At 64.4% G+C, this 11,784-nt stretch carries 10 protein-coding genes and 1 pseudogene; 2 read left to right on the top strand and 9 right to left on the bottom strand.

Going from position 1 to position 11,784, the window contains the following annotated elements; translation table 11 throughout:
• Positions 1-84: 84 nt before the first annotated feature.
• From preA to GD429_RS20370, 3 genes are all read right to left on the bottom strand, one after another.
• On the bottom strand, positions 85-1,392 hold the full coding sequence (preA, locus tag GD429_RS20380) for an NAD-dependent dihydropyrimidine dehydrogenase subunit PreA (protein WP_152859310.1): 1,308 nt from the start codon (positions 1,390-1,392) through the stop codon (positions 85-87).
• 58 nt (positions 1,393-1,450) lie between these two features.
• Positions 1,451-2,788 carry an NAD(P)-dependent oxidoreductase gene (locus tag GD429_RS20375; protein ID WP_152859308.1) on the bottom strand — a complete coding sequence of 446 codons (1,338 nt, stop codon included), beginning with the start codon at positions 2,786-2,788 and terminating at the stop codon, positions 1,451-1,453.
• 127 nt (positions 2,789-2,915) lie between these two features.
• Complete coding sequence (locus GD429_RS20370) at positions 2,916-4,196, bottom strand: Zn-dependent hydrolase (RefSeq protein ID WP_152859306.1); 1,281 nt, start codon at positions 4,194-4,196, stop codon at positions 2,916-2,918.
• 356 nt (positions 4,197-4,552) lie between these two features.
• On the opposite strand from GD429_RS20370, the gene GD429_RS20365 reads away from it, so the two are divergent.
• On the top strand, positions 4,553-5,245 hold the full coding sequence (locus tag GD429_RS20365) for a TetR/AcrR family transcriptional regulator (RefSeq protein ID WP_152859304.1): 693 nt from the start codon (positions 4,553-4,555) through the stop codon (positions 5,243-5,245).
• Between the two features lie 66 nt (positions 5,246-5,311).
• Here GD429_RS20365 and GD429_RS20360 read toward each other — a convergent pair whose 3' ends face one another.
• The 5 genes from GD429_RS20360 to GD429_RS20340 form a co-directional block, all read right to left on the bottom strand.
• The gene (locus GD429_RS20360; RefSeq protein ID WP_152859302.1) at positions 5,312-5,887 is read right to left on the bottom strand and encodes a hypothetical protein; all 576 of its coding nucleotides are present in this window, start codon (positions 5,885-5,887) and stop codon (positions 5,312-5,314) included.
• A 24-nt stretch (positions 5,888-5,911) separates the two neighbouring features.
• Positions 5,912-8,491, bottom strand: a complete 2,580-nt coding sequence (locus GD429_RS20355; protein WP_152859300.1) for a fimbria/pilus outer membrane usher protein — start codon at positions 8,489-8,491, stop codon at positions 5,912-5,914.
• On the bottom strand, positions 8,491-9,276 hold the full coding sequence (locus GD429_RS20350; protein WP_152859298.1) for a fimbria/pilus chaperone family protein: 786 nt from the start codon (positions 9,274-9,276) through the stop codon (positions 8,491-8,493). Before GD429_RS20350 ends, GD429_RS20355 begins: the two co-directional genes overlap by 1 nt.
• Positions 9,277-9,422: 146 nt before the next feature.
• Positions 9,423-10,040: a DUF1120 domain-containing protein gene (locus GD429_RS20345; RefSeq protein ID WP_193727147.1), complete on the bottom strand. Its 618-nt coding sequence runs from the start codon at positions 10,038-10,040 to the stop codon at positions 9,423-9,425.
• A gap of 348 nt (positions 10,041-10,388) precedes the next feature.
• Complete coding sequence (locus GD429_RS20340; protein WP_152859293.1) at positions 10,389-11,021, bottom strand: DUF1120 domain-containing protein; 633 nt, start codon at positions 11,019-11,021, stop codon at positions 10,389-10,391.
• Positions 11,022-11,053: 32 nt separating this feature from the next.
• Between GD429_RS20340 and GD429_RS20335 the strand changes: the two genes are divergently transcribed.
• Positions 11,054-11,257, top strand: a complete 204-nt coding sequence (locus GD429_RS20335) for a hypothetical protein (protein WP_152859291.1) — start codon at positions 11,054-11,056, stop codon at positions 11,255-11,257.
• A gap of 344 nt (positions 11,258-11,601) precedes the next feature.
• Here GD429_RS20335 and GD429_RS40525 read toward each other — a convergent pair.
• A pseudogene (locus GD429_RS40525) lies at positions 11,602-11,784 on the bottom strand (hypothetical protein); the annotation flags it as partial.

The following is an 11,784-nucleotide window of genomic DNA, read 5'->3' as shown; positions in this document are numbered from 1 at the left end:
AAACGTCAGCGCCGGCATCATGCGATGCCGGCTCACGGAAACGAAAAACGGCGGCTCCGGATATCCCGCACCGCCGGACGCAGGTCAGGCCGCCTTCGCGTGCTTCTCGGTCGCCGCCGGGCTCGCCCCCGCATCCGTGCGCGCCGGATTGTTCGGATGCGTGGTCCAGTTCGCGTACTCGCCCGAATCGACGCGCTCCATCGTGATGCATTGCTCGACCGGACACACGTGCATGCAAAGATTGCACCCGACGCACTCCGAATCGATCACTTCGAAGTGCCGCACACCGTCCTTCTCGCGCGTAATAGCTTGGTGCGACGTGTCCTCGCATGCGATATGGCAAAGCCCGCACTGGATGCAGCGGTCCTGGTCGATGCGCGCCTTGATGTCGTACTTCAGGTTCAGGTATTTCCAGTCGGTCACGTTCGGCACCGCGCGGCCGCGTATGTCGTCGAGCGTCGCGTAGCCCTTCTCGTCCATCCAGTTCGACAGCCCGTCGGCGAGATCCGACACGATCCGGAAACCGTAATGCATCGCCGCGGTGCACACCTGCACGCTGCCGGCGCCGAGCACGATGAATTCGGCCGCGTCGCGCCAAGTGGAAATGCCGCCGATTCCGGAGATCGGCAGGTTCGGCGTTTCCGGATCGCGCGCGATCTCGGCGACCATGTTCAGCGCGATCGGCTTGACCGCCGGGCCGCAATAGCCGCCGTGCGTGCCCTTGCCGTCGACGGTCGGCATCGGCGCCATCTGGTCGAGATCGACCGCGACGATCGAGTTGATCGTGTTGATCAGCGACACGCCGTCCGCGCCGCCCTTGTATGCGGCGCGCGACCCCATCCGGATGTCGCTGATGTTCGGCGTGAGCTTCACGAGGCACGGCAGCTTCGTGCCCTCCTTGACCCAGCGCGTGACCATCTCGACGTATTCGGGCACCTGCCCGACGGCCGCGCCCATCCCGCGCTCGCTCATCCCGTGCGGGCAGCCGAAGTTCAGTTCGACCGCGTCGGCGCCCGTATCCTCGACGAGCGGCAGGATCCATTTCCAGTCGCGCTCGTTGCACGGCACCATCAGCGACACGATCAGCGCGCGGTCCGGCCAGTCGCGCTTGACCTGCGCGATCTCTCGCAGGTTCACGTCGAGCGGACGGTCGGTGATCAGCTCGATGTTGTTCAGCCCCGCGATGCGCTGGCCGTTCCACTGCACGGCGCCGTAGCGCGAACTGACGTTGACGACGTGCGGATCGAGCCCGAGTGTCTTCCACACGACACCGCCCCAGCCCGCCTCGAACGCGCGGTTCACGTTGTAGGCCTTGTCGGTCGGTGGTGCGGACGCGAGCCAGAAGGGGTTCGGCGAAGTGATGCCCGCGATGGTGCAGCGAAGGTCGGCCATGTTCGGCTCCGTGAGAGTGGGGTCGCTATCGTGGATGCGTGGATGCGTGCGCGGGCGCTTATGCGGCCTTCGCGTCGCGCTGCGCGAGCGCCGCGTCGATCGACGCGGCCGCGCGCTTGCCGTCCTGCACGGCCTGCACCGTGAGGTCGATGCCGTCCGTCGCCGCGCAATCGCCGCCGGCCCACACGTCGGGCAATGCCGTGCGCCCGTCAGCGTCCACCGCGATGCGCGTGCCGTCCGCCGTCAGCAACGCGGCCGCGCCACCGTCCGGCACCAGCGTCTGGCCGATCGCCTTCAGCACCATGTCCGCGTCGACGGTGAAGCGCTCGCCCGACGCCGCGTCGAACTCGACACCCGTCACCTGCCCGTTCGCGCCCGCGATGCGCACCGGCTTCGCGTGCGTGACGAGCGTGACGCCGCTCTTCTGCGCGAACTCGCGCTCGGCCCACGTCGCGCTCATCGCATCCACACCGCGCCGGTAAACCATCGTCACGCGCTCGGCGCCGAGCTTGCGGCTCTGCACGGCCGCATCGATGGCCGTATTGCCGCCGCCGATCACGACCACGCGCCGCCCGACCGGCACGTTCTCCAGCCCGTCGGCCTGCCGCACCTGCTCGATGAAGTCGACCGCGTTCATCACGCCGGCCAGTTGCTCGCCGTCGATCGCGAGCGCGCGCACGCCGCCGAGGCCCATCGCGAGAAACACCGCGTCGTGCCGCTCGCGCAGCGTGTCGAGCGTCATGTCGCGTCCGAGCGCAACACCCGTCTTCAGCGTGATGCCGCCGACCGACAGCAGCCATTCGACTTCACGCTGCGCGAAATCGTCGACCGTCTTGTACGCGGCGATCCCGTATTCGTTGAGACCGCCGGCCTTCGGACGCGCGTCGAACAGCGTCACGCGGTGCCCGGCGACCGCGAGCCGGTGCGCGCACGCGAGCCCGGCCGGCCCCGCGCCGACCACCGCGACATGGCGGCCCGTATCGGGCGCACGCGTGAAGCGCACCGCGCCGGTTGCCATCGCCCAGTCGGTCGCGTGACGCTGCAGCGCGCCGATCGCGACCGGCTGCGCATCCTGATGGTTGCGCACGCATGCGCCTTCGCACAGGATCTCGGTCGGACATACACGCGCGCACATCCCGCCGAGCGGATTCGCGGACAGGATGTCGGTCGCCGCGCCTTTCAGGTTGCCGTTGCCGATCTTGCGGATGAAGCTCGGAATGTCGATCTGCGTCGGGCACGCCTGCACGCACGGCGCGTCGTAGCAGTAGTGGCAGCGGCTGGCGGCAGCCGCCGCGGCAGTCGGATCGAGCAGCGGCGCGATATCGGCGAATTCGCACGAGAGTTGCGTGGACGACAGGCGATGCGCGGCGATATCGCCGGTTGGCTTGGTGGTCATACGCGTTCCTTCGACTGGGTGGAGACAAAGCCGTCCCCGCCGGCTGCGAATGCACAGTCGGGGCGGTCATGCTTGGGAATGCTACGGTCAGGCGATACGCAGCCTGCCGGCTGCTACGGTCGATTCGTCATGAAGCCGGCTCGCATGCGCGCGACAGCATCGCGTGCAGCAGCACGTTCGCGCCGGCCTCGATCCACGCGGGCGTCGCGTCCTCGATCTCGTTGTGGCTGATGCCGTCGACACAGGGCACGAACACCATCGACGTCGGCGCGACCTGCGCCAGATAGCATGCGTCGTGCCCCGCGCCCGACACGATGTCGCGGTGCGAGTAGCCGAAGCGATCGGCCGCGCCGCGCACGGCCTCCACGCACGCCGCATCGAACGCGACGGGCTTGTAGTAGAAAATCTGCTCGAGTTCCGTTTCGAGCCCGATACCGGCCGCGATACGCGCGACGCCATCGCGCAGCGCAGCGTCCATCTTCGCGAGCACGGCGTCGTCCGGATGACGGAAATCGACGGTGAAGAACACGCGGCCGGGAATCACGTTGCGCGAGTTCGGGTGGACCTGCATCATGCCGACCGTCGCGCAGCCGAACGGCGCATGATCGAGGCCGATCCGGTTGACGAGATCGACCACGCGCGCCGCGCCGAGCAGCGCGTCGCGACGGCGCGGCATCGGCGTCGGCCCCGCATGCGCCTCCTGGCCGGTGAACGTGATCTCGTACCAGCGCTGCCCCTGCGCATCGGTCACGACGCCGATCGTCTTGCACTCCGCTTCGAGAATCGGCCCCTGCTCGATATGCAGTTCGAACGCCGCGTGCAGCTTGCGCCCGCCGCACGGCACGTCGCCCGCGTAGCCGATGCGCGCCAGCTCGTCGCCGATCGTCTTGCCATCGACGTCCTTGCGCGACAGCCCGTATTCGAGCGGGAACACGCCCGCAAACACGCCGGACGCGACCATCGCGGGCGCGAAGCGCGAGCCCTCTTCGTTGGTCCAGATCACGACCTCGACCGGATGCTCGGTCTCGACGCCGTGATCGTTGAGACTGCGAATCACCTCGAGTCCGCCTAGCACGCCATAGATGCCGTCGAAGCGGCCGCCCGTCGGCTGCGAATCCGCGTGCGAGCCCGTGACGACCGGCGCCGCGTCGGCCACGCGGCCCGCGCGGCGCATGAACACGTTGCCCATCGTATCGACCGTCACCGTGCAGCCGGCGGCCTTCGCCCAGCCGACGATCAGGTCGCGCCCGGCCTTGTCGAGATCGGTCAGCGCGAGGCGGCACACGCCGCCTTTCGGCGTCGCGCCGATCTTCGCGACTTCCATCAGGCTGTCCCACAACCGCTTGCCGTCGACCTTGATCGACGGGTCGAAGACCGGCCGCTTCACTGCTTCCGATACCGCGCTCATTCGCATCGCTCCTGTGGGGTAGGTGATGTCGTCGGACCGGTCTTTGCCGGTGCGTGTAATACCTGTTTCGGGGCATACCCGCCCATGCGCGGTGCATGTCCCGGTCGTGCGCGAAGTTCGTCCGACGAATCGCCGGCACTGCCTTCCGCCGCTCACCGAATCCTGTCCGATTGGACAGGTTTTAGACGATCAAAATGACCAAGGCAATGTCTTTCTTGCGTGGATCGATAGAGCGAGAAACGTGCCATCGCAACGCAGCATCGCTGCGGATGCACAGTTTCCGCATGCGTGCGTTCGACGCGGATCAGCGGCTAGAATGAAGCCCAACGCGGCATGCCCGCCGCGCGAGGGTAACGATGAAACATGACGAGGCGGCAGCCGAAGCGACCGACAGCGACGAAACGTCCGCGCCTTTGCGGCGACGCAAGGCACACATCCGCGAGTCCAACGAAGCGCATCTGCTCGCCTGTGCGGAAGCAGTGTTCGCGGAGCGCGGGCTCGACGGCGCGAGCACCGCGATGATCGCGGAACGCGCCGGCCTGCCGAAGGCGAACGTGCATTACTACTTCCCGACGAAGCTCGCGCTGTACCGCCGCGTGCTCGACGACCTGTTCGAGGACTGGCATCGCGCGGCCGGCTCGTTCGAAGCAAGCGACGATCCGGTGGAAGCGATCGGCGGCTACGTGCGCGCGAAGATGGCGCTGTCGCGGCGGCGCCCGCTCGGCTCGAAGGTCTGGGCCAACGAGATCATCCATGGCGCGGAGCACATGCAGGACATCCTGTCGCAACGCGTGAAGCCGTGGTTCGACACGCGCGTGAAGGTGATCGACGGCTGGATCGCGCGCGGGCTGCTCGCGCCGATCGACGCGCATGCGCTGATGTACCTGATCTGGGCGACCACGCAGCACTATGCGGATTTCGATGCGCAGATCCGCGCGCTGAGCGGCAAGCGCACGTTCACGCGGAAGGCGTTCGACGAGAAGACCGAACAGGTCGTGCAGCTCGTGATTCGCGCGTGCGGCGCGGTGTCGCCGGATGCGAAGCGATAGCCATGAAAACTTCGGTGAGCACCGCGCGGCTGCCTGGCCCATCGCCCCGCCGACACCCGATCGGCTTCAGAACGGAACCAACTCCAGGAAGTGGCTACTAGACCAAACGGATTCGTTGTTGACGACATCGATCGAGGCGCGGGGAATCACGGGATCCAGTTCCAGTTGCAAGGCCAATCGGCTGCCCGTCGCCGGCACGCCCTGCTCCAACACGACGACGCCCTTGCTCGGATGCAAGCTGGCTTTGCCGGCCTGCTCCGACGGTTGCTGGCCGGCATGTTCCACACTGCCCAACGCAACGGACCTGCCATCCAGATTCGCGTCGCCGGCGACCACGGAAAGAACGCCCTGCGGACCGAACCGGAACGCGCTCTCATCCCGCGCATCGCCGCGCAGGAAAATCGCCATGCGCACCGGGTCCTTGCAAACGACACTCACGGAAACCAGGCGTTTTCCCAACGAGTGCCCCTGAGCCGATGCGGGCTGGCCCAGAATGGTCTGCCGGTACTGAGCACCGTAGTCCAGTTGCGCATGTCCTGCATGCACCTGACAATTGTCCGCCGCCGTCGCAACGCTGCTCAGGCTCAGGCCCGCGCACATTGCCCACGCGCACCGGCGGACAAACTTCGGTTGTCGCAACATAATCGTCTCTTAACGCTAGAAGTCTCATTGGAATGTGCAACGCGCATCGGCGCTTTCGAACAGGGTGCCGGGACGGGCCCGCTCGGGCAGCACATACTTCAACAGGCACTGCCTGTCGTCCGGCAAAGCCACCGTCAACGCATCGTTCCCGGCACCGTTATTGAGAAACACCTGCCCCTGCTCGAGCACCGTGCCGACATACTGTTGGCGGGCATCCAGCACATAGGCGCCCGAGGGCAGCGGATTGCCCTCGGAGTCGCGTGCATTGAGCAGCACCCGACGCACGCGATTGAGCTCGAAGTCGATTCGGTTCACAGACCCGCGCCCGGGGTCGACCTGGTGGAAGCCGTTGCCGATGTCGATATTGCGTGGCAAGGTGCTGGTCATCACCTCCACACGATTGCTGCTGTACGCGGAGAGACGCGGCACCACCGCACGCCCCCAGAAGTCGGTCCATACCGGCCCTTGCGGCGTGTTGATTTTCACGTTCGAAACGCCCGATGCCGACACGATGCCGAACGTGTCCTGCACCGGATAGGGCGAAAGCGTCACCCCGTTTGCGTGCAGCACCACGCCGCCCGAGGCGCCGCCGTAATACGAGCGGGCGCGCTTGCCGGTATCGGAGAACCCCAGGTTGACTTGAGCGATGCGCGACGTCGCGGCTGCTTGACCCGACACGGCGTTGCTCCGGTCGCGCATGTTGCGCTCGGCGTTCAGCGAGTAATTCAGGCGATCGCCGACCCGCTCGTTGTAGTTGGCACCGAATCGCGTATAGCCGCTCGTGTTGCTTGCATAGGTGCGCACGCTGCGCTTGCCGAACGGGATGCTCAGCGACACGTAATAGGTGTTGTCGGGTCTGTCGTAGGCTCTGCTGCCGTAATGGCGGCCCTCCCGGCGGTGGCTGAGATCGCGCTCCACGTTCAGCGACACGGTGCCGAAGGCAAAGCTCTTTCCCCAGGAAAAGTTCAGCCGCTGGGTACGCTCCCCGTTCTGCTGGTTGGAGAATGCGTAGCCGAACGTCAAGCCGCCCAGCCTGGAATCGGACCAGGCCAGGGCGGCGGTATGCCGGCTCCGGTAACGCGACGCAGCGAACCCGGGCTGGCCGACATCCACGGCGAAGTCGTCGAGCGTGCGATAGCCGTTGCTCTGGTACGCACTGCTGAAACTCATGGTCAGGTTCTCGTGCAGGCCCCCGAAAATACCCGAGACCTCGATCTGCGCGCCCGACTTGCCGGCCTCCAGCGACGCGCGCTGCTGCAGCTTGACGCTGCTCGACCGCGACACGCGCATATCCACGCCCCAACTGGCAGCCTGGTATCCGGGAGCGAACAGCGCGGCAACGCCGACGTTGCCGCGCTTGCCCAGCGTCCAGTTGCCGCTCGCGCTCGCCACCCACGGGTTACGGGCCTTGTTGCCGTCGAGATTGCGACTCTTGCCGAACGCGAAAGCATAGCCCGGCCGCTGCCCGAGCGTCCCCGCGCTGATCGAAGCGGCGGGCACGATAAAGCTGCGCCGCGCGCCGTCGGATTCGATGACGGTCACCTCGAGGTCGCTGCTGTTGTTGAGTAGCGGCAGGTCGGTGAGCGCGAAAGGGCCGACCGGCACGACGGTGGTATAGATCAACCCGCCCGCTTGGCGCACCTCGACGCGCGCCTGCGATTGCGCCACGCCCTCGACCATGACGACGTTGCGCTCCTGCTTGCTCAGCGCCGCATCGGGAAACACCTGGATGCCGGTCAGCGGCGCGCCGGTCAGGACCGAGTTGGCGATGTTGATCTGTCCGCCCTGCACCGTCGCGCCCCATCGCAGCCAGGTTCGCTGGCCGTAGGCGTAGAGGTGTCGGCTTTGAAACCCTGAGTGATCCTGACTTTGTGAGTAGGCGCGGCTGCGCAGGATCCAGTCGCCGGCGTTCACGCCGAGTTCGGAATTGAGCGACAGGAAGTTCGAGCCCGGCATGCCGCTCGCCTCGCTACGCATGGCCATCAGCTCGTAGTTGAGCAGTGCCGCGTTGCCGCCCCGGCTGTAGCCGGAGAAGTCCGCCACCGCCCGACGCAACGCCGTGGTCGGCACGACCAGACGCACTTCTTCCCGCCCCGGCTTGAGCGTCACGTCCGTGCCGGGGAAAGCCCGCGCGAAGTCGTAGCAGGTGCCGGCCTCGGAATCGCCATCCACCGCGTACTTAGCGTCGGGCACCACTAGGCCGGCCGCCTCCAAAAAGGCCCGATCGATGCACACCGCGCCGTCCTCGTCGAAGCGCGTATTGATCCGCCCCCGCCGAATGTCGTTGACGTAGACAACAACGCGGCTGCGGCCAGGCCGATAACGCGGCGCGGAGCGAAAATAGTCGGCGATCTGCGGATCGAGCCCGCGCTGCTGCAGGATGCTCGTGTCAAAGGCGGCATCGGCGGCGGCCGAATCGACTGCGGTTTGTGCAGCCGTTGTTTGCGCGGCGGGTTCCGCGTCAGGCGCCGCGACCGCCTGCGCGTGCGCACGTGGCGGATAGGCGCCAGCCAACAGCATCAACAGCGACGCGGCCGTCCCGTTGCGATACACCTTCGATTCACGTTGGCGCCGCACTCGGCGCGTGGCACGGTCGAGCCGCATTACGGTTGCGTCGCGGCGTTGACGAGCGGGGCGTCGTAGGAGTCGACCTCGTAGCCGTAGATCGTCGCGGGCGACAGTTTGACCCCGGTTGCCCGCGCACCCGCCCCCTTCGGCAACGAGACTTCCACGGTGCTTTCGGGCAGCACATAGGTCTTTCCCAGATCCACGGCGGTCTTGTCCGGCAGGAGTTGCACGCCTTGCCCCAGACGCACCACATACGGGCTGTCATTGCGCACGCGTAGCTTGCCGTCCGCCACCGACCACTGCAGCAGCGTCCAGGGCGAGGTGTGCTTCGCGAGCTTGGCGGGATGCACGATCAATGGCAGGTTCTGGCGGATCGTCATGCTGATGCGCGCCTTGCCGTCCGGGCCTTTGGGCGGAATGCCCTCGAAAGTCACCCGCTTGAGCCGCTGCACCTGAAGCGGCGCCGGGCTCTGCAGCAGAAAGCGCACCAGCTGGGTGTCTTGGCCTTCCACCCGGCTCACCGGCGGCACCGCCACGACCAGCAATTCCTGGTCTTCCGGCGTGTTCTGGATGGACGTGTGCAGCAGTAGCGGAATCGGCTCCGTGTTCTTCACGTTCATGGTGGCTTCGCCGTCCGCTTCGTTCACGATCACCACGGAAGATTCGGGCTGGACGCCCGAGGCCGGCGCAACGGTCGGCATGCTCAGGCATATCGGTAGCCCCGCCGTCAGAATGGCCTTCGTCAATGCGTGCCGGCACGACGAAAAAGACTGGAGACGGGAAACAGGCCATGACGGGAAATTCGGGGCGCAGCTAAACATGATTAGGAATCCAACTTAAATGGATTTAAAGGGAAGGAAAGACCGTTACACCCGGAGGGCGAGGAAATTCAAGGGGGCAGCGGGATCGATCTCTGCATTGGCCCGGCGGCCGAGGCCGGGCGGGATATTTGTGACGCGTGGGCGTTTTACAGGTAGCGCAGTTCCAGCGTGGCGGAGCCGTCGATCTCGAGTTCGTTGGTGAACGCGATGCCGCCTCTGAATGCGAACTGGAACTTCAACTTGCCCTTCAGTGTCTTGAATGCCACCGGCTCCGTCTGCCCCTGCACGCCCCACGACATGGTATCGCCGGGAGCCATGACGCCGTATTCATCCTTCCAGTTATTGTCGCCTTTACGCCGCCAAATCGAGTTGACACTCCTCCCGTCGACGAGACTAACGGGCGCGTGAATGAAGTAGTAGCCGACGATCTCAGGATTGCCCAGACCGAAGCGCGTCTCGATCGTTCCGGGCGGAAGCGTACCAGCGCGATTGTCGATCACGTCGACCCCGACCTTGGTCGGATGTTGGCAGTTAATCGTCCACGGCATATAGGCATACATGGAAGCCCACTCAAGCCATGTCTCAGGAATATCTTTGCGCGACAGATTTCCCAAGTCGACAACCCCGCCGTTGTCCAGCGCTATGCCGCAAGCGCCGCCTGATCGGATATGACCGTTGACGCTGAGCTCGGCCGCCGACGTCATACCCGCGCTCGACAACGCGCAGGCCAGCACGGAAAGTACACACCACTGCTTCAAACCCATCTGAATATCTCTCATTCAAAACGGCATGGACAAACGGATATCGCGACAGCGCGCATGCCGGCTGATGCTCAGCTCAAATATCGTGAAGCCCCGAACCGGATATCGGCCTATCGGAATTCCCTTCAAATCGTAACGGTGCGCTTAGCGTCGGCGATCCGAATCACTACACCCCTACGTGCCCGTCTCGAAAGCGCGATCAGCCGACGCTCGGCTTCACGCGCCCTCTCGCGCCTGACGCGCTGACAGTCGCCGTGCTGCTACCAGGCAACAGCCTGGCGAACAGCAGCAACATGGTTCGATTTCTTATTAAGGACTCTTAAAATATTGGAATCCAACGACACGCGTGCGCTATAGGTACTCGAGTTCAACGGTCGCGGAACCGTCCATCTTGTTCTCGTCGGTGAGCGCGATGTCGTACCAGGCGATAATTGGGAGGACTGTCAGCTTGGCCGTGACGGTGTTGTATGCCCGAGGCACACTGCTGCCCAGGTACGCAAACGAATGGCGCCGGATGCCGTTCAAGCCGTTGGTCATAATAGTCGTCCAGCCGTTGCTGCCAGCCCACTCGTTGGAGCCAGGGGAAGCGGTCAGGATGTCCGCCACATAGCCGTCGCCCTTGGCATTTGTCAGCGTCAGCCAGTAGTAACCTGACACGTCCTTGCCCAGGCTGAACTCTGTGTCAGCGCGGAACGGGTGATTGTCCGAGCTATTGTCCCGCACACTCAACGCAACCTTGGTGGCCTTATTACACGAGACGAGCAAGGTCTGCGTCTTGGCGTCAAGTGCCGTCTTATCATCCTGGCCGACCTTGTCCGACACTATGGTGCCGTAATCATAGACGCCGCCGCCGCTGATCGTGAGTTGGCACGCATTAGGCACGATTCTGCCAGCGACCTTGATCTCCGCAGTTTGTGCCTGCGCATGACCGGCAGCAACCAACGCACCGGCAAGCAGTCCCAATCCTGCCAGTTTTTTCTTCATCGCCTTGCTCCAATAACAAATGAACCGAAAAAATGATGGCCAGCATCAAGCGACCGGTGCCAGAAAAGCCATTGCGCCACCACGTCGGTAAGTTTGCCGACCCTGTGCCTGTTCAGACTATTCGGAAGATTCTGTTTTTCGTCGAGAAATATCTGACTGGCCACTCAGCCCATTTCGCCGTCAATCCGAATTCGATCCGGAAATCAATTCCTGCTCAATCTCCACAATTTGAATAATTTTGTACTGCGAATTTATTGAAACGATGAGTGTCTCTCTGGCAGCACACACGCCGGCGGATGCTCAACTCCAATGTTGTGAAGCCTCGAACCGGGATGTTCGTCTATCGGAATGCTCCTCAAATCGTGACCGTGCGTATCGCGTCGGTCATCCCATTCACCACACCCCTACTTGCCCGGCTCGAAAGCGCGATCAACCGACGCTCGGCCTCACGCGCCCTTTTTCGCCCAGCACCTTGACAACCACCACGTCACCGCCAAGCAGCCCGGTGAATAGCAACAACACGACCCGACTTCTCATCGCTGACTCTTTGAAATCGGAGGAATCCAACGACACACGTGCGCTACAGGTACACAAGTTCCAAGGTCGCGGAGCCGTCGATTTCGAACTCATCGGTGAACGCGGTGTCGTACCACCTGAGACCGACCGAAATTCGCAGCGTTTCCGTCAGTGTCTTGAACGCCATCGGGTAAGGATACGGCACCCCACTCTCGGCCCACGAAGTGGTCCATTCGGAGTCCCAGAT

It is taken from the genome of Burkholderia sp. BE17 (assembly GCF_009362305.1).
In the GTDB taxonomy this organism is placed as follows: domain Bacteria; phylum Pseudomonadota; class Gammaproteobacteria; order Burkholderiales; family Burkholderiaceae; genus Burkholderia; species Burkholderia pyrrocinia_C.
The sequence above is the reverse complement of the archived record's forward strand: the minus strand, read 5'-3'. Positions and strand labels throughout refer to the sequence as shown.